Origin of the sequence: Janthinobacterium sp. 1_2014MBL_MicDiv (genome assembly GCF_001865675.1) — a bacterium.
Taxonomy (GTDB): domain Bacteria; phylum Pseudomonadota; class Gammaproteobacteria; order Burkholderiales; family Burkholderiaceae_D; genus Janthinobacterium.
Genome location: NZ_CP011319.1, coordinates 86591 through 107860, shown reverse-complemented (window position 1 = coordinate 107860; position 21270 = coordinate 86591). Strand labels below are relative to the sequence as shown.

The window sequence follows — 21270 nt, the reverse complement described above, 5'->3', positions numbered from 1 at the left end:
CGCAGCGTCTAGCCTTGCGGCGAGGAGACCGTTAATCTGGCCACATCAACAACACCCGCAGTGCCACACCCAGGAGAACACATGAACACGACGACCACCGCCAACCGCATCCACCCCTTGATGGCCGGCGCCGCCATTTCCGTCACGGTCCTGTGCCTGGTGGGCGCGGCGTCCATCGCCGGCATCCTGCCCAATTCGCGCGCGAATGCGCCAGCCGTGCCTGCCGATGTGGCGGCCATGACGCCGGCCAGCGCCGCTGCCCTGGCCGCTCCCGCGACGGCTCCCGTGCCGGCACCGCTCGCCGCGCCTGTCGTCGCGCAAGCCGCCCCGGCGCCAGCCCCGGCGCCCGTCGTGCACAAGCGCGTCGTGCACCACACGCAAGTGGCGCAGGCGCGCCCCGCCTACAATGACAGCAACGATGGCTACCGCGAGACGGCCTATCGCGAACCGGTACGCCAGCAACAACCGGCGCCGGCCCCGGCCCAGCCCAACTACGTGGGCATCGGCACGGGCGCCGTCATCGGCGGCTTGATCGGCAATCAGGTAGGTGGCGGCCGCGGCAAGGCGCTGGCGACCGTGGCCGGCGTCATCGGCGGCGGCATGCTGGGCAATGCAGTACAGAACCAGGTACAGCAGCCGCAACGTTAATCGTATGGTCCCAGATAATCGAGCTTGCCCACGGCCACGCCATTGTTCCGCAAAATGGCGTGGACCATGGAAACATGGAAATAGAAGTTCGGCAAGGCAAAGCTGAGCAGGTAATCGTCGCCCGAGAAGGTCGTCCCCTCGTCAGTCCAGTTCAGCACGACTTCCTTCTGCGCGCTGCCCGCCATCTGGCCCGCATTCACGCTGTCGATATAGGCGATGGTGTTGGCAATGCGTTCCTGTAATTGCTCGAACGATGCCTCGTTATCCTCGAACTTCGGCGCCGGCACGCCGCTCAGGCGCTCGACCGACATCTTCGACGTATCGCTGACGCGCTGCACCTGCGCCGTCAAGTCCAGCATGTCGGGCGCCAGCTGCGCGCCCAGTAAGATCTCGGGCACGATGCCGTCTTCCTCCACGTGCGCCTGGCCCTTTTCCAGCAAGGCCGAAACGACGCGCAAGCCGCGGATGAAGACGGGAATGGTTGCCTGATACATGGACACGGACATGGCGGACTCCTGGTAAATTGAACGATGAGCCAGTGTACCCGAGGCGCCATCCTGTGGCTGCGCACGCATGTGCGCCAGCACACGGATCGGCCCAGTTCGTCCTATTTATCCAGATTCACCTTGCCATCCGGCGCATGGCCGGACTGTTCGTCCGCGTCCGGCTGCGGCGCTGGCTGCGGCTGCGTTTCCTTGCGCTTGCCGCCAAAGAACTTGACGATGGCGGCACCGGCGCCCACCACGGCCAGGATCAGCACTTTCTTGAAGGCCAGCAGCAGCGCCAGCAATTTCCCAAACAGGCCCATCTTGCTGGCCACGCCGCCAGCCACCAGCGCCGCCAGGCCATACTCGGCCACCTTGTCCGTCTTGCTGTCAAAGTCCGCGTAGCGGTTACCCTCGGTAAATTCCGTGAATGCCGTCACTTGCCGCATTTCCTGCTTGATCGTCGCGATCTGCTGCATGCTGGCGATGGCATTCAGGTTCAGCACGCCTTCGCGGCCCAGCACGCGCACGTTGTAGTTCAGCGAGTGCTCGCCGCCATCGACCATCAGATCCTTGGCCCAGTACAGCTTGTGCGTCTCCTTGGCATAGCTGGGTTTTTCCGCCCAGCCCATCAAATGGATGCCGGGATAGCCCTGCTTCTTGCGCTCCGCGTTGTTTTCCAGCACCGAGGCCTGCATATCCTTCAACAACTCGTCGTACTTGATGCTGTCCGCGTCGTCGTCCTTGATGTGCCCTTCCTTTTCATACGTCACCACCACGCCCCAGCTATCGCGCTCGAGCACGCTGATCTTGGCGGGCACGATCATGCCCAGCGATTCCATGCCCGGTGGATTGCCCCAGGCGTCGACCAGCACGCGCTCGGCATCGGCCGGCGACAGGTAGCGGAAGTTGGCTGGCAAGTCCAGGGTGGCAATGCCGCCTGGCAAGGTGATCTTGCCGCGCTGCAGGTGCAACTGGTCGAGGAATTGCTCGGCCGTCATTTCCGTTGCGGATGCCTTCTCTTCGGCATGGGCGGCGGCCATCAGGCCGGAGAGGGTCAGGCACAGCAGGGCTGCCAGCAGGCGTTTCAACATGATCGATCCAAAGAATTGCAAAAGGGCAAATATTTTAGCCCAGATGATTGCCTAATGGATAATTATTTCTGTGCGGCATTTTTTTCATGAAAAAAGCGCCAGGCGGGTTTCCCCGGCTGGCGCCTGATGCAGTGTCTTGGCCGGACACTCAGGAGGTACGTACCACCATCAATCCCGCGCGCAAGCCCACGCGCACGTCGGGATTCGGAAACACCACCAGCTCTTCCGCATGCTGCACCGTATAGACATGCTCGCCATCGCTGGCGATCACGGCATGCTGCGGCAGCGACGTGAAGTTTTGCGTGCTGCGGTCGAAGGCCATGCGGAATTCATCGCTATGCTTGATGATTTCCTGCGCCACCTTGAACACGTGCGGCGCCGCCTTGACGGGTTGCGCCGGCAGGCCGCGCAGCAAGCCGTCCAGCGCGCGCGACACGTCGTCGAACAGGGACAAGTCGTTCTGCCCCAGAGTGCCCACGCGGCCCAGCTCCACCGTGCTGGCGGCCGCGCCGAAATGCTCGGCCGAATAATAGCTGTAGGTGCCGGCCGACTGCGGGTTCATGATGATGGCGCCGATGGCCGCCTGGCCCAGCCAGGCTATCAGCTGCGCCTTGGCGTCGTCGGCCACCAGGTCCGGCACGATGGCGAACGTCGGATACACGGAAGGACGGATGGCCGTGTGCAAATCCAGGTGCCAGCGCACGGGGCCGGCCGCGCCGAAGAACGCTGCCGTGGCGGCGATCATTTCATCGGCGCGCGCGCTTTCCGCCGCCTGCGCCAGGCTCCCCCGCACGGGGCGGAACATGCGATTGAGGTCGGCGTCGATGAAACGCTTGCCGGCCCGGATCGCATCGACGTTGCCCACGCAGACGAGCAGGTCGACGGCCAGTGCCGACGCATCGCGCGACAGGGCGTCGAGCAGATGCGCCAGCACTTCGATCGGCCCCGTCTCGTCGCCATGCACGCCCACCGAGACGGCCACGCTGGCGCGGCCTTCGCCCGGCTTGCGCACCTGCAGCATGCCGGGCGAAGGCAAGGCCACCGTGAAACCGGCGTTGGCGAACAGCTGCGCCACGGCGCTGAAATCGGCTTGCGCCAGCGCCTGCACGGCCGGCGGCAAGCCGCCGGCGCCCGGTACGGCCTGCGCTGCTCCTTGTGTTGCTGCTTGCGTCATTACACCGCCGCTTCCGCTGGGGCTTTCGCCGTGATTTTATTCACGGCTTCGGAGAGCGTCCATACGTCCAGCATGGCTTGCTCCAGTTCCGTTGCCGCCACATAGGCCGACAGGCCCAGCGCGCCCGTCACCGCATCGACGGCCTGGCCCGCATTGCCTTGCTCGGCGCGCGCCAGCACTTGCGTCAGCAGGCGCTGTTGCGTGCGGCGCAGGGCTTGCTGCGCGTAGTTGCGCAGCTGTTCCTGCGACTTGCCTTGCGCCGCCAGCTTCAGGCCGCGTTCCAAGGTGTCGATGCCGGCCTGGCTGCGCAGGGCCAGGCCCAGTTGCAGGAAGGCCGCCAGGTCCATCGAGGCAGGACGCGGCACGGACAAGGCCGGGAACAGGAAGCCGGCGACGACTTCCAGCGCATCGACCGCATCCCACGCCTGCACGAATGCCGGCTTCAGGCCCGGCACCAGCGCCGCTTCGGACTTGATGCCGACGGCTTGCAGCAGTTCGCGCTTCGATTCCGCGCCAAACAGGCGGGTCAGCTCGGCCAGGCCGGCGCCGCGCAGCTGCTCGGCCGGCACTGACAGCACGCCGGCGATCATGGTTTGCTGCAGCACGCGCGTCTGCGCATCGACCTTGATCGATACTTCGCGTGGAATCGTCAGGGCATCGGCATCGAGCGCGTCGAACACGGGCGCCAGGTTCAGCGCCACCCAGGCCTGGCCCCAGGCCAGGATCACGGCCGACTCGTCGACGCCATGTTCCGCCGCCAGGTTGCGGATCATCAGCGGGCCGCAGCGGTTGATCACTTCATTGGCCAGCACGGTCGCCAGGATGGCGTTGGCCAGCGGGTGGTCGAGCGCAGAACGGGTTTCCACCAGCAAGGACGGGAAGTAGGGTTTCAGCACCGGCTCGGCCCACGTTGCATCCGTCAGCGGCAGCGCGGACAGGATGCGCTTGAAGCGGTTCTTCACGTTGGCGATCACCACCGCCAGCTCCGGCGTGGTCAGGCCACGGCCGTCGGCCTTGCGGCGCGCCAGTTCGGCCACCGACGGCAGCTGTTCCAGTTCGCGCGACAGGGCGCCCTCTTCTTCCAGGCTGGCGATCAGGGCGGCGTAGCCATCCTGCACGGCGCTCTCGCCCTGCGCCTGCAATTCGCGCACCAGCAAATGCGTCTGCTGCGTGTTGTCGCGCAAGACCAGGCGCTCGACGTCGTCCGTCATCGCATACAGCTCGCGGTTGCGTTCTTCCTCTGTCAGCTTGCCGGCGTTGACTTCCACGTCCAGCCAGATTTTCACGTTGACTTCATGGTCCGAGCAATCCACGCCGGCCGAGTTGTCGATCGCATCGGTGAAGATGCGACCGCCCGTCAGCGCGAACTCGATGCGGCCCGCCTGCGTCGCGCCGAGGTTGCCGCCTTCGGCCACGACCTTCACGCGCAGCTCATTGCCGTTGACGCGGATATGGTCATTCGCGCGGTCCTTCACCTGCGCATGGGTTTCCGTCGACGCCTTGATGTAGGTGCCGATGCCGCCGTTGTAGAACAGGTCCACGGGCGACTTCAGGATGCGGTGCATCAGTTCTTCCGGCGCCAGCGAGGTCTCTGCAATATCGAGCGCGGCGCGGATCTGCGGCGACAGCTCGATCGTGCGTGCGGAGCGCGGATACACGCCGCCGCCGGCCGAAATCAAGCCCTTGTTGTAGTCGTCCCACGACGAACGCGGCAAGGCGAACAGGCGCGCGCGCTCCTCGAACGAGACGGCGACGTCCGGTGTCGGGTCGAGGAAGATGTGGCGGTGGTCAAACGCGGCCACCAGTTTCAGCTGGCGCGACAACAGCACGCCATTGCCGAACACGTCGCCCGACATGTCGCCCACGCCGACCATGGTGATCGGCGTCGTGTTCAGGTCGTGGTCCATTTCATAGAAATGGCGTTTCACGGCTTCGAACGCTCCCTTGGCCGTGATGCCCAGCTTCTTGTGGTCGTAGCCGTTCGAGCCGCCCGAGGCGAACGCGTCACCGAGCCAGAAACCGCGCTGCACGGCGATGCCGTTGGCGATGTCCGAGAACGTGGCCGTGCCCTTGTCGGCAGCCACCACCAGGTAAGGATCGGCGTCGTCGAAGCACACGGTGTCGACTGGCGGAACGATATTGCCCAGCGAACGGTTGTCCGTCACTTCCAGCAGGCTGGAAATGAACAGGCGGTAGACGGCTTCGCCTTCTGCCGCGATGGTTTCGCGCACGGCGTCCTTCGGCATCATCTTGCAGACAAAACCGCCCTTCGCGCCGGCCGGCACGATGACGGCATTCTTCACCATCTGCGCCTTGACGAGGCCCAGCACCTCGGTGCGGTAATCTTCCATGCGGTCCGACCAGCGCAAGCCGCCGCGGGCGACGGGGCCGCCGCGCAGGTGCACGCCTTCGAAGCGGCGCGAGAACACGAAAATCTCGCGGTAAGGACGCGGTTCCGGCACCAGCGCCAGGCTGCTGGTGTCGAACTTGAAGATGATCTTGTCGCCCTGCTGCTTGTTCTGGAAGTAGCTGGTGCGCAGCGTGGCGCTGATCAAATCGGCCAGCGCGCCGAGGATTTCCTCGGTATCGGCGTGGTTCACGGACGGCAGGCCGGCCTTGATGGCAGCGATGCTTTCCAGGGCCGCCGCATGCTGCGCGTCGGACAGCGATGGATCGAAGCGCTGCAGGAAGGCTTCGACCAGGGCTTTCACGTGGGCCGGCTGCTTGCGCAGGCTTTCGGCGATGTAGCGCACCGAGAAGCGGCTGCCCGTCTGGCGCCAGTAGCTGGTGTAGGCGCGCACCAGCTGCACTTCGCGCGTCGACAGGCCGCCTTCGATGACCAGGCCATTCAGGCGGCCGTCTTCGGCGTCATCGTTGAACAGCGCGGCAAACAGTTCCTGCGCCACGGCGACGACGGATGGCTGCGCCAGTTTCGCCGCGCTGGCGGCATCGACCGTCAGGCTGGTGACGAAATAGCGCGTGCCTTCGGCCGGCGAAATCGAATACGCCTGTTCGCGGTCGATCGCCACGCCCGCGTTATGCAGGGCCGGCAGGATGGTCGACAGCGATGGCACGCGGTTGGCCGAGTACAGGCGGATGGTGGTGACGGCGCCCGTCTCGATGCGCACGGCCACGTGCGACGGGTCGGTGTTGCGCAGGATGGTGTCGAGGTCGCGGAAGGCGACGGCCGGCGCCGTGGCGGCCACGTAATCGAGCGGCAGGGTGGCGCAGAGTTTGCGCAGGCTGGTGCGCAGTGCCACGTCGGGCACGGCGTCGGCCACGGCGGCGAAGCCGTTATGCCAGCCATCGAGCACGCCCAGCAGCGGCTGCTCGATATCCGTTTCCAGGTCCAGCGGGTAGCGCGCGGCATGGGCGATCAGGTAGACGCGCGCCAGGGGGCCGTCGGCCACCAGGGTCTGCGTGCTCACATGCGTGGCGCCGGAGCTGGCCTGCAGGGCCTTCGCCAGGCTCGATGCCACGCTGGCGCTGTAGCGCTCGCGCGGCAGGTACACCAGCACGTTCAGGTGGCGCGCATATACGTCGCGGCGCGCGAAGACCTTGGTGCGCGGCTGCTTGTACAGCGAGACGACGGCGCCGCATACCTGCGCCAGCCAGTCGAGGTCCGCTTCCAGCGCTTCGGTGCGCGGCAGCGATTCGAGGATTTCACGGAATTTCTCGGCGCGGAAGCCCTGCTGGCGCACGCCGGCCAGGCTCAGTACCTTGGCCACGCGGCCGCGCGCGAAAGGCAGCGCCGCCAGCGGGGTGGAATTGCCGGCGCGGGTGAACAGGCCGACGAAGCAATGCTCGCCCAGGATCGCGCCTTGCGCGTCCGTGTCGCGCACGCCGATGAAGTCGAGCTGCTGGTCGCGGTGCAGAGTGCCTGCCACGTCCGCCTTGACGATGGACAGCGCCGATTCGCGCTTGGCCAGGGTGTCGAAGTCGCCCGGGATATTCGCCAGGCAGGTGCCGTACACAGGGTGCGCCGTATCCTGCAGCACGCCGACGCGGCTCGGGATATCGCGTTCCAGTTCGCGCACGCCCGGCTTGACGCGGTAGTAGGCGTAGCCGAAGACTTCAAAGCCGCCGCTGCGGGCCCATTCCAGGAAGGCGGCAACTTCCGCGCCCTCTTCGCCATGCTGCGATGCGGCCGTGGCGACAGCCGCCAGGCGCTCGCCCATGACGGCACTGTCGCGGCGCACCACAAAGGCGTCGCGCGCCACCATGTCGATGGCGGCGACCAGCGCGGCCAGCGCGTCGGGCGCCAGTTCTTCGCCGAGCAGCACCAGCACATACGATTCGAGCGGATCGCCGGATTGGCGCACGGCTTCCACGCTGCCGTCAGCGGCGCGGCGCACGGGCAGCACGGTGTTCATCACGCCGCGCACGGCCAGGTGCTGGCGGCGCATGGCCATGACGATGGAGTCGACCAGGTAAGGCATGTCTTCGTTCAGGATCAGCAAGGCGCTCGCCATGCCGCCACGGCCATCCGCATAACGCAGGGTGGCGATCTGGCAACCGCTGCCGGTGCGCTTGGCCGCTTGCGTAAAACCGTCCACCAGTACCGGCGCCAGGCTGCCGGGCGCGATGTCGGCCAGGTCTTCGGCGTCGAGCGAGTCGAGCCATGCCTGCACCAGCTGCACGACCGGCGCTGCCGCCTTGCCTGCATTGCTCACTGCGTTGACCAGCTCCAGCGTTTGTGTACGCAAATCTTGTGGCGTGTGATTCATCTTGCATCTCCATTACGGTAATGTGAATGTCCAACGCTGTCGTTCGGGCTTGTGGCTGCGCGGCAGCGGTGTCAAGAGACGGGGGTCGCCCGTCCAATTCTGTGCTACGGATGGTCTGTCTCGGATTTTCTGTGTGTTTTTCTATCGCCTACAAGTCGTACAATCCAGGTAAGTTGAGGATGATCGTCAATTCTTCAAGCGCCGCATGCACTTCCAGCGCCAGCTGCGGGTCGGCCAGGTCGCTCGGTTCCAGGTGGTCGCGGTAGTGCTTCTCCACCCATTGCACCAGCCGATGGTACAGCGCTTCCGTCATGATCACGCCCTGGTGCATGGCGCGCGCTTCGTTTTCCGTCAACGCCACGCGCAAGCGCAGGCAGGCGGGCCCGCCGCCGTTGCGCATGCTCTGGCGCAGGTCGAAATGAATCAGTTCATCGACGGGGCCGCCGCTGGCCACCAGGCTTGCCAGGTAGCGCGACACGGCGCGGTTTTCCTGGCACTCCTGCGGAATCACCAACGCCATCCTGCCGTCTTCCTTCGTCAGCAGCTGGCTGTTGAACAGGTAGCTGCTGACGGCGTCCGCGATCGGCACCTGGCCCGTGTCCACGCGCAGCGCCTGCAGGTCCGCTCCCGTGCCGGCGACGGCGCGGTGCAGCTGCGACAGGCTCGCCTCTTCATCGGCAAACGCCTGCTCGTGATAAAACAGCACATTGCCGTTGCCGACGGCGATGACGTCGTTGTGGAACACACCCTGGTCGATCACGTCCGGGTTCTGCTGCACGTACACGGTGCGCTTCGCGTCCAGGCCATGCAGGCGCGCCACGGCTTGCGACGCTTCCAGGGTCTGGCGCGCCGGGTAGCGCTTCGGACTCGGGGCCGACGGGTCGAACTCCACGCGACCATACACGAACAATTCAACCGATGGCGCGCCGTGGCCCGCGCCCAGGCGCGTGTGGTTGGCCGCGCCCTCGTCGCCAAAGGCGGGCGTCGACGGCAGCGCATCGTGCACGGCGAAGTGCTTGTCGTCCTTGAAAATGGCGCGCAGGCTGCGCGCCGACTGCGCATGCTCGAAGGCGCGGTGCAGCTTGTTATTCAGGTTGGCGGCCGTGAAATGCACGCGCCCATCCTGCGTGTCGGCCGACGGGCTGACCGTGGCGGCGTTCGCCGTCCACATGGGCGAAGCGGAATACGCGCACGCGAGGATGACGGGCGATTCCTTGTACGCGCGCGCCAATACCTCCGCATCGCTGCCGGTAAAGCCGATTGAGCGCAGCAGGCAGAAATTCGGACGGTCCTGCGGCGGCAGCAAGGCCTGTGCAAAGCCGCGCGCGGCCAGCGCGCGCATCTTGGCCAGGCCCTGCAAGGCGGCCTGCTTCGGATTCGAAGCGCTTTTCACATTGCTGAACGAGGCCACGTTGCCGAACGAGAGCCCCGCATAGTTATGCGATGGGCCCACCAGGCCGTCAAAGTTGTATTCGCGCGTGCTGTGCATGGGTATTCCTTATAAACCTTAAACTTAAAAATTCAGGCCGGGCGACAGCTTGGCCGGCATTTCCAGGGCGCCGTTCTCGATCGAGGCGACCGGATAGGCGCAGTAATCGGCCGCGTAGTACGCGCTCGGACGGTGGTTGCCCGACTTGCCGATACCGCCGAACGGCGCCGTGCTGGCCGCGCCCGTGGTCGGACGGTTCCAGTTGACGATGCCGGCGCGCGCGCGTACCTGGAAGGTTTGCCACAGGGCCGGATCATCGGACAGCAGCGCGGCGGCCAGGCCGAATTCGGTGGCGTTGGCGACCTTCAGGGCGGCGTTGAAATCAGCCACGCGTATCACCTGCAGCAAGGGGCCGAACCACTCCTCGTCGGGAATACCGCTGGCGTTGGTGACGTCGACGATACCGGCCGTCACAAACCCGGCCTCGGGATTCAGCTGGCGCATCTGCAGCAGGGTGGTGCCGCCCTTGGCCACCATGTCCGCCTGCGCCTGCACCAGGCGCGCGGCCACGGCGCTCGATACGACCGGGCCCATGAACGGCTGCGGCTGGGCGTCGGAAGCGCCGATGCCCAGTTTTGCCGCCACTTCCACCAGGCGCGCGACAAAGGCGGCGCCGGCGGCATTGTCCTGCACCACCAGGCGGCGCGCGCACGTGCAGCGCTGGCCGGCCGAGACAAAGGCGGAGAAGATCGCGTGGTGCACGGCGGCGTCCACGTCTTTCACGTCCCACACCACCAAAGCGTTATTGCCGCCCATTTCCAGCGCCAGCATCTTGCCCGGCTGGCCGCCGAACTGGCGGTGCAGGCTGATGCCCGTCTGGCAGGAACCCGTAAACAGTACGCCGTCGAGGTGCGCATTCGCGCCCAGGGCCACGCCCGTGTCGCGCCCGCCGTTGACGAGGTTGACGACGCCGTTCGGCAAGCCCGCCTGCTGCCACAGCTGCACGGTTTTGATGGCACTGCGCGGTGCGTATTCGCTGGGCTTGAAGACGATGGTGTTACCGGCGATCAGGGCTGGCACGATATGGCCGTTCGGCAGGTGGCCGGGGAAGTTGTACGGACCAAAGACGCCGAACACGCCATGCGGGCGGTGACGCAGCACGGCATCGCCATCGGCGATCTTGCTTTGCGTGACACCGGTGCGCGCGTGATACGACTGCACCGAGATATCGATCTTGTTGGCCATGGTGGCCACTTCCGTGCGCGATTCCCACAAAGGCTTGCCCACTTCTTCCGAGATCAGGAGCGCCAGCGCTTCGGCATGTTCCTTCAGCAGTTCGCGAAAGCGCACGCAGATGGCGATGCGCTCTTCGACGGGCGTGTCGGCCCATGCTTCAAAGGCGGCGCGGGCCGCCTGGCAAGCCTGTTCAACCTGCGTTGGCGTCGCTTCCAGGCTGGCCCAGGTCTGCTTGCCGTTCGACGGATCGATGGTGAGCAGTTCGCGGCCCGTGCCTGGCAGCCAGGCGCCGTTGATGAAGTTCGATTGCGTGGTATTCACATTAGACATGGGGATGCTTCCTCGGGTTGAGTGACAGCGTGCGCACGGTGTCGCCGTTGTGGCTACGCAGCAGGTGCAGTTCGGCGTCGTCCAGCGCGATCTTGCCGCTATGCGGATTGGCGCCGGTGACGATCATGCGGAAATCTTTCAGGTCGGTGTTCGACACCAGGTATGGTTCGGCCTGGGCAAGGTCGCCACAGGCTTCAGGCGCCGCCCCGGCATCGAGAACGGCCAGCATGCTGTCGCGCATGGCGCGCAGCTCGGAGACGCGCGCCTGCAGCACGGGACCGGCGTCGAAAATGTCGACATAGCCTTCGAAGTGCAAGCCTTCCTGCTCCAGCAGGCGGCGCGCGGGCGCCGTGCTCAGATGCACCTTGCCGATGACTTCCTGCGCTTCGTCGGGCAGGTAGGCCACGTACATGGGCTGGCGCGGCATCAGCTCGGCGATGAAGGATTTTTTTCCCAGGCTCGTCAAATCGTCGACGTGGTGGAAATCCATCTTGAAGAAGTGGCGTCCCAGGCCCTCATAAAATGGCGAGCTGCCGTCCGGCGCCTGGTAGCCGCGCATTTCGGCGATCAGCTTTTCCGTGAACAGGTGCGGGAACTGGGCGATGAAGAGAAAGCGGCTTTTCGACAGCAGCTTGCCGTTGTTGCCGCTGCGGTAATCGGGGTGCAGGAACAGCGAGCACAGTTCCGTGCTGCCCGTCAGGTCGTTCGACAGGTACAGCGTTTCCATCCGCGTAAACACGTCGAGCTCGCGGCTCGAATGCACGAGGGTGCCGATGCGATAGTTATAAAACGGTTCTTCCAGGCCCACGGCGCCCTTGATCGCGCACACGCCGGCCAGGCGGCCCGTGTCGGTATCCTCCATGACGAACATGTAGTCGCGCTTTTCGGGCGGGATGGTTTCGGCGAACGAGGCGCAGGCGATGGCCAGGCGGTCGCCCAGCATTTTCATGTCCGGCTTGAGGGTGGTCATGCCGGTGCCGACCTGGCTGGCCAGGCCATACAGGGCATCGAGGTCGTTGGCGTTGATGGCGCGTACTACTAACATAAAATTGACTCCCTTAGATACGCACGCAAATGACGCTGTCGCCTTCGGCCACGGCCAGCGCTTCGAGCAGTTCGGCCGGCAAGCCGATGGTGTCCTGCGCTTCGAGCGCATCGCAGGTGAAGGTGACGGCGCGGAAATTGCGCTCGGCACCCGAGGCGATCGCGTAATTGACTTTCAGGCCCGTGCGGCTGGGCGTGACGCCCGCGACGACGCGGCGCGTGAGCGAACCCGTAAACGAGCGCAGCGAATTCTTGTGCGCCTGCAGGATCGGGCCGCCGTCGAAGATGTCGATGTAGTCGTCGGCCTCGAAACCTTCTTCCGTCAGCAGGTTGAACGCCAGTTCGCCGCTCGGGTGGATCTGGCCCATGGCCGCCTGCGCGTCGCCGGGCAGCAGCGGCACGTACACGGGGTAATGCGGCATCAGCTCGACGATCAGGGTGCGGTTGCGCGCGCCGCCGATGACCTTTTCGGCATCGAGGAAATCCATCTGGAAGAACTTGCGGCCCAGCGCATCCCAGAACGGCGACTGGCCGTCGGCATCCGTGATGCCGGCCAGCGGGACGAAGAAGCGGTCGCCGAAACGGTGCGGCGCCAGCACGGCGAACAGCAGCCGCGCGCGCGACAGCAGGGCCGCTTCCAGGCCCGCCTGGTCCATATTGCGTACATAGAAACCGGACAGCTGCGAGTACGCCGTCAGCTCGGAACACAGGGTCAGCGCATGCACGCTGTGGCTGATGTTCAGGTCGCGCGAGACTTGCTGGATGACGTCGTTACGGAAGGAAAAATAGGTACCGTTCGAGCCGGCCGAGGCGAAGATGGCGGCCGTGCCGGCGATGCTCTTGTCGAGCAGGGATTCAAGCACGAAGAGATACGACTCTTCGCTGGGGATGTCGACATGGGCGGCAAACGAGGCGATGGAGCGCTCGACGGAGGCGGCGATTTTCTCGCGCGTCTTCGGCAGGGTATGGACACCCGGCATGGTTACCGCGGCCAGCGCTTCGAGGGCTGCAATATCCGCAATTTCTACCGGACGGACAACATACATGGGTACTCCTTCAATGCGGACAATCCTAGGGTAGAACCAAGCCGGCCCGCAGCAAAGCGGCGGGCCGGTGATCAAACAGGGAGCGAAGCCAGCGTCAGGCTTTCAGCAAGCCGTCGATGGCCACGCGCAGCAAGCGGCCTGCCTCGGCGATCTGCTCATCCGAGACGATCAGGGCCGGCGCCAGGCGCACCACGTCCATGCCTGCGATCAGCACCATCAAGCCTTGCGCTTCGGCCGCTTTCTGGATGTCTTTCGCGCGGCCTTTGTAGGCATCGGTGACTACCAGGCCCAGCAGCAAACCGCTGCCGCGCACCACGGAGAACACTTGCGGGTAGTCGCTGATCAAGCCTTGCAGCATGGCGATGGTGTTGACGCTGGCGTCCTTGACGCGCGCCAGGAACGCCGGCGTGTTGATCGTTTCCAGCACTTTCAGGGCCACGGTGGCGGCCAGCGGGTTGCCGCCGTAGGTGGTGCCGTGGGTGCCGACGGCCAGCGTCTGCGCCAGCGCGTCGGTGGTCAGCATGGCGCCGATCGGGTAGCCGTTGCCGAGCGCCTTGGCGGCCGTCAGGATGTCCGGCGTGACGCCATAGCCCATGTACGCGAACAACGCGCCAGTGCGGCCCATGCCGCACTGGACTTCGTCGAAAATCAGGAGGGCGCCGGTCTTGTCGCACAGGGCGCGCAGCTCCTTGAGGAATTCCGGATTGCCTGGCACCACGCCGCCTTCGCCTTGCACCGGCTCGACGATCACCGCGCATACGTCGTCACCGATAGCGGCGCGTGCCGCTTCGATGTCGTTGTAGGCGATGTGGTTGATTTCTTGCGGCAGCGGCTCGAAGCCTTCCGTGTACTTGGCCTGGCCGCCGACGGAGACCGTAAACAAGGTGCGGCCGTGGAAGGAGCTGAAGCACGAGATGATGCGCGACTTGTGCGCGCCAAACTTGGTGTGCGCATACTTGCGCGCCAGTTTCAGGGCCGCTTCATTGGCTTCCGCGCCCGAGTTGCAGAAGAAGGCACGGTCGGCGAAGGTCGCTTCCGTCAGGGCCAGCGCCAGGCGCAGCACGGGCTCGTTGGTGTAGCCGTTGCCCAAATGCCACAGGTTGTTGATTTGCTTGGTCAGCACGTCGACCAGGGCTGGATGGCAGTGGCCCAGGCTGTTGACGGCGATGCCGGAGGTGAAATCGAGGTAATGCTTGCCAGACTGGTCCCACAGATCCAGTCCGGTACCGCGCACGGGAACCATGGCAGCGGGAGCGTAGGTAGGAACCAGGACCTGGTCAAAGGTTTCCCGGGTGACTGGACGAGCCGTTACGGTCGAATCAAGCTTGGCATTCATAGCATTCCCCATCAATATGTTAGGTACTCCCGCAGCTACGACAGCCACGTGTGTACAGCATTATAAAAAGCGGGATGCTAAAACTCTTTTGAATCTGCGACAAGGATTTTCACAATTCATCACAGCCGGGCTTGCCTCAATTAAGGTGGGGGCATGAGCTTTCTTTGCCGCTCTTCGCGCGGCGTATTGCCAAACAGGGTGCCAAATGCTGTGGAAAAGTGCGAACCGGAAGAAAAACCGCACATCAGGCCCACTTGCACGATGGAATAATGTGTATCAAGCAATAGTTGCCGCGAGCGTTGCAGCCGCAGCTCCAGGTAATAGCGCGACGGCAGGCTGCCCAGGTATTGCTTGAACAGCCGCTCAAGCTGGCGCCGCGACAGGCCCACCAGGCTGGCGATGTCGTCCGTCGACAGCGGCTCCTCGATATTGGCCTCCATCAAGGTGACGGCTTCCGACAGTTTCGGCTGCAGCACGCCGAAACGCGCCTGCAGGGCCACGCGCTGGCGCTCTTCCTTGCCGCGCACCTTGTCCACGCACAGCGCTTCCTTGACGAGCGCCTGCACGTCGGCGCCAAACACGGTTTCGATCAGGGTCAGCGAAAAGTCGATGCTGGCCGCGCCGCCGCAGCACGTGATGTGCTGACCGTCGATGTCGAACAGGTGCGGCGTCAGGATGGCCCGCTCGGCTTTCGCCTCCGCATCGGCATACAGGGCCCACGGCAAGGCGATGCGCACGCCATCCATGACACCCGCGTCGGCCAGCCACAGCACGGCCGCACCGACGCCGCCCCAGAACGGCGCCGAGCGGCAGCGCTCGATCACGGCCCGGCACAGCTCGGCACGCAGCGGTGCTTCCGTCTCGTCGGCCACCAGCAGCGCGATATGCCAGTTGCCGCCCTGCGCGGCCACCTGTTCGGGCGTGCGCACCTCGAGCTGCAGCGCCTCGGGGCCCAGCGCCCGCGCGCACAGGCGCAGCGGCTGCACCAGGCCGGCCCAGGTAATCGACTCGGCATCGCCGGCATGGACCAGCAGCAAACGCAGCGGTTTGTCGAGGCCGATACGGGAAAGATTAGCGAAAGACATCGGCGAGGCGGGATAGGGGCAAGGGCTGAGTTGCACACATGATACCGGACTTCAGCCCCATCCAGACCCTCATGCAACAGCGCATCCTGACGCGGCGGAAAAAAGCGGGACAGAAGGATATAATCACGCCCTATGGGTGAACGATATTTAAAAAGTATCCGGCTGCTGGCCGAGTGCATGCAAGGCTTCGAGCGGTTTTCAGGCGACTTCGTGCGCCAGTACGGCTTGACGCATGCGCAATTCGACATCATTGCCACGCTCGGCAACACCTGCGGCATGTCCTACAAGGAACTGGGCCAGAAAACCCTGATCACCAAGGGGACCTTGACGGGTGTGGTGGACCGGCTGGAACAGAAGGGGCTGGTGATACGGGAGCGTTGTCCACGCGACAAGCGCTCCTATTTCGTGCGCCTGAGCTGCGAGGGCGAGCACGTGTTCCATGACGTGTTCCCCAAGCTGACCACGCAGGGCCAGCGCCTGTTTGCGCACTATACGGACGACGATTTCAGTCGCCTGGAAACGACCCTGACAGGCTTGAAACATGCCATCGCCAACGGTCACAGCTGACATTTCATCAAGCACAGACATTCAAACAAGACAAAGGAAACAAGTTGAAAACCACACTGCTCGAAGGCAAAAAGCCCGCTCATTTCGACAAACACATCATCGGCAACCTCTTGCTCAACGCCAGCACGCCTGAACTGGTGCGCCAGGAAAAACTGATCATCGGCGTGCGCAACGAAGATGGCGAAATCTACCGCCTGATCGGCGCAACCAAGCACAACAGCTTCATGAACGCCGTCGAGGAATTGTTCGACCTGGGCTTGACGGATGAACTGGAAGACAGCGACGAGCTGGTCGAAGGCTGCGATGCCATCTTCAGCGAATCTCTGTAGTAGCGCTTGACGGGACCTGCTGCGCGGTGGTCTTTGCGGCCTGCGATGATCCGCTCGCGATGGTCCTGTCCAGCGCTTTAACGATCGCTGTCATTAAAAAAGGGCATGCCGCTGATACAGTGGCGTGCCCTTTTGGCGTTTACGAGGCTTTGCTTGCCTTTTGCCAGGCTGTTTGCGAAAAGATCACGCTTAAAAAGTTCCGTACGGAAATATTGCGAGTATAATTTTTTCAATGAACAGACTCGACGCCTTTAAAAGTATCGCCGCACTTGCCGGTCGCGGCGAGCTGACCTTTCCCGCCAATGTGGACGCTTCGCTCAAGCTGCAGCAGGCGCTGGCCGATCCCGACTGCCATATCGAGGCGGCGGCCAAGCTGGTGCAGGCCGATCCGCTGCTGGCCGCGCGCACGGTGGCCATCGCCAATTCCGTGGCCTTCAACCGCTCCGGCAACGAAATCACCAGCGTGCGCAATGCCGTGCAACGGCTCGGCGTGCGCACCCTGCAATCGGTGGTGGCGTCGCTGATCGTGCGCCAGCTGGGCAGCACCATCACCGATCCCGTGCTGCAAGCGAAGGCCAACCAGCTGTGGGAACATACGGCCCACGTGGCGGCGCTGTCGCAGGTGCTGGCGCGCCGCGTCACCAAGGTCGATCCCGATACCGCGCTGTTTGCCGGCATCATGCATGAAGTGGGCGGTTTCTACATGCTGTCGCGCGCGGCCGAATTTCCCGGCATCCTGGAAGGCGAGCCGCAGGACTGGGTCGAACATGGCGAGCAAGCCATCGGCCACGGCGTCTTGACCAAGCTCAAGGTGCCGGAAGCCGTGATGCAAGCCATTGGCTCCCTGTGGGAAGGCTTGCGCGCCATCCCGCCCGAGTCGCTGGGCGACACCTTGCTGCTGGCCAACGACCTGGCGCCGGTGGCGTCGCCGCTCAACGAAAGCCCGGCCGCCATCGCCGTGCGGGCCGCCCGCGCCGCGCGCAGCATCGACTGCGTCATCGGCGATGACTTGACCCTGTCGCGCATCATGGAAGAATCGGACGATGAAGTGCAGTCGCTGCTGAAGGTACTCGTGCATTAATCGCTGCCCGCCTTCGGTGCGGGTGCGGGTGCGATAAGCGCGGCCTTGGCGGTCTCGACGATCAGCACATGCTTGTCCACCGCCTGGCGTTGCTGCCGATGCTGGACCACCAGCGTGGCGACGGCCTTGGTACTCAGCAGCGGCTTCGGATGGCGGGGCATGAACATGGCGGGCCTTCTTGAGAGAGAGTACGGCCCACATGCGGAGCACTTATCAACTTTTCAAGTTCCAACGGTACAAAAAAACAGGACAAAAAAAACCCGCTCGAAAGCGGGTAAAGTCCAAAGCTAGGGATGTCCTGAAAGAGACAGCCCTATCTTATGCGGTGCGTGGAAACGGCTCCGTGCGCTGGCACACTTAGCGCGCACATTTATCCGACGCTCAGATCGACTTGCGTTGCCTGCCAGGCGCGCAGCTGCCGCACGCGCCCGAACCAGGCCTGGATATGCGCATACTGTCCCAGCGGCAGGCGCACCGCCTCGCTGTACATCAGCGGCGCGGCCACGGCAAAATCGGCCAGGGTCACGTCTTCGCCGCTGAGCCAATTGCGCCTTGCCAAGTGCGCGTCGAGCACCACGGCGCACGCATGCAGTTCGCGCTCGCCGCGCGCCTCTTCCAGCGGGTCCGCGGGGCCGCCGCCCGTCATGCCTTTCCACGCGCGCTCCCACGCCAGCACGCCGATGGCGGGCGCGAAATGCTGCGCGGCCCAGAACAGCCAGCGGTTGACATCGGCACGCGCTTGCGGCGCCGACGGATAAATCGTCTGGCCCGGCACCTGCTCGGCCAGGTATTGCATGATGGCGCACGATTCCCACAGCAGGAAATCGCCATCGGCCAGCACGGGCACCTTGCCGTTCGGGTTCAGTTCGCCCAGGCGCCGGCGGTCATCCGCATTCATCAGGTCGACTTCGGCCAGTTCCAGCGGCAGTTCAAGGTGAATCGCCGTCATCAGGGCACGGCGGGCATTCGAGGACATGGGGTGGTGGTAGAGGCGCATGATGGCTAGCTCCGGTGAGTGAAGAAGCCACCATCGTACGGGCCGTCACTGACAGTTTTTGTCAGGAGCGTACTCTATGTTTCCGGGTCGATATCGTGCGCCTTGCGCCAGGTTTCCAGCAAGACGTGGCGACGCGTGGGATAGCGCTCACCGCAGTTGTCCACGCTGGCGATGCGGTCGATGCGGAAATGGCGGTAGTCGCCGCGCAGCTCGCACCAGGCGGCCAGCAGGCGCTTGCCCTCAAAAAAGGCCAGCGCAAACGGCCAGACCGTGCGCTGCGTGGCGCTGCCACGCTCATCCTGGTAGCCCAGCGTGAGTTTCTGCTCGTAGCGGATGGCTTCGCGCACCGGCTGCACATACCGGTCGGCCGGTTCCGTGCCATCGGCGGGGCGGCCCAGCGGCACCCACAGGCTGGTCTCGGCCATGTTGTCGCGCAGGTCGCGCGGCGAGGCGGCGGCGATCTTCGCCAGCGCGGCGGACGCTGCCTGCGCCAGGCCCGCATCGCCCTGGCGGCGCACCCAGCGCGCGCCCAGCACCAGCGCCTCCAGTTCGTCGGGACCGAACATCAGCGGCGGCAAAAAAACGCCACGGCGCAGCACATAGCCGATGCCGGCTTCGCCCTGCAGCGGCGCACCGAGTTCGGCCAGGGTCTGGATATCGCGGTAAATCGTGCGCTCGGAAACGCCGAGCTGCTGCGCCAGCTGGGCGGCCGTCACCGGCACCCGTTTCGCGCGCATGGCGTCCATCAGCAGGAACAAACGGCCGCTGCGGCTCATGGGCAGGCCTGCAAGCCCTGGTCGCCCATGACGAGCGCGGACAGGGCCGGCACATACAGGTAGCCGCCCGGTGCCAGGCGCGCCGCGCGGGCGCCCTCGTCGACAGCCGCGATGCCGTAGCAACGTTCAAGGCGTTTGGCCGCCGGCCACCAGAAGACGGCGGCATCCTGGTCGGGAAAGCGCTGGCGCGTGGCCTCGGCCTGCGCCGCGACCTGCCGGAAGTCGCGGTAAAAGGCGGGCGCGATGCCAAGGTCGCGGGAAAATGCCGCTTCCAGCGCCGCCGCATCCGCCAGCTGCGCGGCCAGCGCATCGGTTTCCGTTTCCAGGTCCTCGGCCGCCACGCCCGCCTCGACCAGCGTGCGCCGCAACTGCGCCGGGCTCGCCTGCGCGCGCAGGAAGGCCGATTCCTGCAGCGCCAGCACGCCGTCGGCCGGGATGCGCTTGCGCCGCGCGGCCGGGAAGACATAGCTGGCGCAGCTGCCCGTGCAGACGGTGTCGATGGCGATGTCGAACCCCTGCTGGCGGACCAGGCGCGCCAGCAGCATGGCGGCCTGCGCGTCGCCGCCGTCGCTATTCACGCGCAACAGGGTCGCTTCGCGCGGGGCCAGCTGGCGCAGCCTGTCCACGTCGCCCTCGGCGATCGCGCCGCGCATGGCGATGCTGCCATCGGCCATGCGGCTGAAATCGGCGGCGCCGGCCAGCGCGGTCGCGCCGGCCATGATGCCCATGCATAAAAAACGCTTCATCGTCATCCGTTACAAAAAAAAACGACCACCGCGAACGGTGATCGTCTTTGAATCGACATGCAACGACCCGCGCTTACACCACGGCGCCGTCGGTCTCGTCTTTTTCCTTGACTGGCTTGATCAAGTCTTCGCGTTTCACGCCCAGCCACATGGCGATGGCCGCGGCGACGAACACAGACGAGTAAATGCCAAAGCAGATACCGATGGTCAGCGCGATGGCAAAGTGATGCAGGGTCTGGCCGCCGAAGAACAGCATCGACAGCACCATCATCTGGGTACAGCCGTGGGTGATGATGGTACGCGAGATGGTGCTGGTGATCGCATTGTCGATCACTTCATGCACGCTGGCCTTGCGGTGCTTGCGGAAGTTTTCGCGGATACGGTCAAAGATCACCACCGATTCGTTGACGGAGTAGCCGAGCACCGCCAGGATCGCCGCCAGCACCGTCAGCGAGAATTCCCACTGGAAGTAGGCGAAGAAGCCCAGGATGATCACCACGTCATGCAAGTTGGCGACGATGGCCGACACCGCGTATTTCCATTCGAAGCGGATGGCCAGGTAGATCATCACGCCGATGATCACCATCACCAGCGCGTTCAAGCCGTTCTGCGCCAGTTCCTCGCCCACTTGCGGGCCGACGAATTCGACTTTCTGCAAGACCAGCGCCTCGTTGCCGGCCGCATCCAGGCAGGCGCTCTTGAGCACGTGCTCGCCCTTTTCGGTGACCGTGTCGATGCCCTTGGTCGTGCCTTGCTCGGCCTTGCACAGCGCCTCGAACACGCGCAGCGAGGTATTCGCGGCGGTGACGCCCTTTTCCACCGGCAGGCGGATCATCACGTCGCGCGCCGTGTCGAAGCTGGTCACGCCCGGCTCTTCATAGCCCATGCCGATCAGGGTGCCGCGTATGCCTTCGAGATTGGCCGCCTTGGGGTATTTCACCTCCATCACGGTGCCGCCCTTGAATTCCACGGACAGGTGCAAGCCCTTGTGCAGCAGGAAGAACACGGCCGCCACGAAGGTAAGCGCCGAAATCACGTTGAAAATCAACGCATGGCGCATGAAGGGAATATCTTTTTTGATCCGGAAAAATTCCATGAAATCCTCTGAGTTCTGTTCTGTGCGTCCGGCGGCTGGGCCAC

19 protein-coding genes are annotated in these 21270 nt (G+C 64.5%); 4 read left to right on the top strand and 15 right to left on the bottom strand.

The annotated features are described in order from the left end of the window. Positions 1-81: 81 nt before the first annotated feature. Entirely contained in the window at positions 82-648 is a 567-nt protein-coding gene (locus tag YQ44_RS00460; protein ID WP_071321693.1) for a glycine zipper 2TM domain-containing protein, read from the top strand. Here the strand turns inward: YQ44_RS00460 and YQ44_RS00455 are convergent. From YQ44_RS00455 to YQ44_RS00410, 10 genes are all read right to left on the bottom strand, one after another. Further along, on the bottom strand, positions 645-1154 hold the full coding sequence (locus YQ44_RS00455) for a DUF1993 domain-containing protein (protein ID WP_071321692.1): 510 nt from the start codon (positions 1152-1154) through the stop codon (positions 645-647). The two genes, YQ44_RS00460 and YQ44_RS00455, sit on opposite strands and share 4 nt — an antisense overlap. 101 nt (positions 1155-1255) lie before the next feature. Beyond that, positions 1256-2227 (bottom strand): DUF2167 domain-containing protein, encoded by a 972-nt coding sequence (locus YQ44_RS00450; protein ID WP_083412084.1) that lies wholly within the window; start codon positions 2225-2227, stop codon positions 1256-1258. 148 nt (positions 2228-2375) lie between these two features. Next, positions 2376-3401, bottom strand: a complete 1026-nt coding sequence (locus tag YQ44_RS00445; RefSeq protein WP_071321691.1) for a succinylglutamate desuccinylase — start codon at positions 3399-3401, stop codon at positions 2376-2378. Beyond that, positions 3401-8128, bottom strand: coding sequence for an NAD-glutamate dehydrogenase domain-containing protein (locus YQ44_RS00440; RefSeq protein ID WP_071321690.1), 4728 nt, complete (start codon positions 8126-8128; stop codon positions 3401-3403). The genes YQ44_RS00445 and YQ44_RS00440 overlap by 1 nt, the downstream gene beginning before the upstream one ends. Before the next feature lie 148 nt (positions 8129-8276). Next, positions 8277-9617 carry an N-succinylarginine dihydrolase gene (astB, locus tag YQ44_RS00435; RefSeq protein WP_071321689.1) on the bottom strand — a complete coding sequence of 447 codons (1341 nt, stop codon included), beginning with the start codon at positions 9615-9617 and terminating at the stop codon, positions 8277-8279. 24 nt (positions 9618-9641) lie between these two features. Continuing rightward, complete coding sequence (astD, locus tag YQ44_RS00430) at positions 9642-11123, bottom strand: succinylglutamate-semialdehyde dehydrogenase (protein WP_071321688.1); 1482 nt, start codon at positions 11121-11123, stop codon at positions 9642-9644. Then, complete coding sequence (gene astA, locus YQ44_RS00425) at positions 11116-12168, bottom strand: arginine N-succinyltransferase (protein WP_071321687.1); 1053 nt, start codon at positions 12166-12168, stop codon at positions 11116-11118. Before astA ends, astD begins: the two co-directional genes overlap by 8 nt. A 13-nt stretch (positions 12169-12181) precedes the next feature. Next, a complete protein-coding gene (locus YQ44_RS00420; protein WP_071321686.1) occupies positions 12182-13213 on the bottom strand; it encodes an arginine N-succinyltransferase in 1032 nt (343 codons plus the stop codon). Between the two features lie 94 nt (positions 13214-13307). Further along, entirely contained in the window at positions 13308-14549 is a 1242-nt protein-coding gene (gene astC / locus YQ44_RS00415) for an acetylornithine/succinylornithine family transaminase (RefSeq protein WP_071321685.1), read from the bottom strand. A 140-nt stretch (positions 14550-14689) separates the two neighbouring features. Further along, positions 14690-15634, bottom strand: a complete 945-nt coding sequence (locus tag YQ44_RS00410) for a GlxA family transcriptional regulator (RefSeq protein WP_071321684.1) — start codon at positions 15632-15634, stop codon at positions 14690-14692. Between the two features lie 132 nt (positions 15635-15766). Here YQ44_RS00410 and YQ44_RS00405 point away from each other — a divergent pair, with 132 nt between their 5' ends. The 3 genes from YQ44_RS00405 to YQ44_RS00395 all read left to right on the top strand — a co-directional run bounded on the left by YQ44_RS00405 (position 15767) and on the right by YQ44_RS00395 (position 17611). Beyond that, a complete protein-coding gene (locus YQ44_RS00405) occupies positions 15767-16201 on the top strand; it encodes a MarR family winged helix-turn-helix transcriptional regulator (protein ID WP_071321683.1) in 435 nt (144 codons plus the stop codon). Positions 16202-16245: 44 nt separating this feature from the next. Next, positions 16246-16530 carry a hypothetical protein gene (locus YQ44_RS00400; protein WP_070290811.1) on the top strand — a complete coding sequence of 95 codons (285 nt, stop codon included), beginning with the start codon at positions 16246-16248 and terminating at the stop codon, positions 16528-16530. A 232-nt stretch (positions 16531-16762) separates the two neighbouring features. Then, positions 16763-17611 (top strand): HDOD domain-containing protein, encoded by an 849-nt coding sequence (locus YQ44_RS00395; protein WP_071321682.1) that lies wholly within the window; start codon positions 16763-16765, stop codon positions 17609-17611. On the opposite strand, the gene YQ44_RS28515 is transcribed toward YQ44_RS00395, so the two are convergent. The 5 genes from YQ44_RS28515 to secF form a co-directional block, all read right to left on the bottom strand. Next, complete coding sequence (locus YQ44_RS28515) at positions 17608-17778, bottom strand: hypothetical protein (RefSeq protein WP_156894639.1); 171 nt, start codon at positions 17776-17778, stop codon at positions 17608-17610. The two genes, YQ44_RS00395 and YQ44_RS28515, sit on opposite strands and share 4 nt — an antisense overlap. Before the next feature lie 203 nt (positions 17779-17981). Next, positions 17982-18608, bottom strand: coding sequence for a glutathione S-transferase family protein (locus YQ44_RS00390; protein ID WP_071321681.1), 627 nt, complete (start codon positions 18606-18608; stop codon positions 17982-17984). A 74-nt stretch (positions 18609-18682) separates the two neighbouring features. After that, positions 18683-19384, bottom strand: a complete 702-nt coding sequence (locus YQ44_RS00385; protein WP_071321680.1) for a helix-turn-helix transcriptional regulator — start codon at positions 19382-19384, stop codon at positions 18683-18685. After that, a complete protein-coding gene (locus tag YQ44_RS00380; protein ID WP_156894638.1) occupies positions 19381-20130 on the bottom strand; it encodes a hypothetical protein in 750 nt (249 codons plus the stop codon). The genes YQ44_RS00385 and YQ44_RS00380 overlap by 4 nt, the downstream gene beginning before the upstream one ends. Positions 20131-20203: 73 nt before the next feature. Then, complete coding sequence (gene secF, locus YQ44_RS00375; RefSeq protein ID WP_071321678.1) at positions 20204-21226, bottom strand: protein translocase subunit SecF; 1023 nt, start codon at positions 21224-21226, stop codon at positions 20204-20206. Positions 21227-21270: the final 44 nt, after the last annotated feature.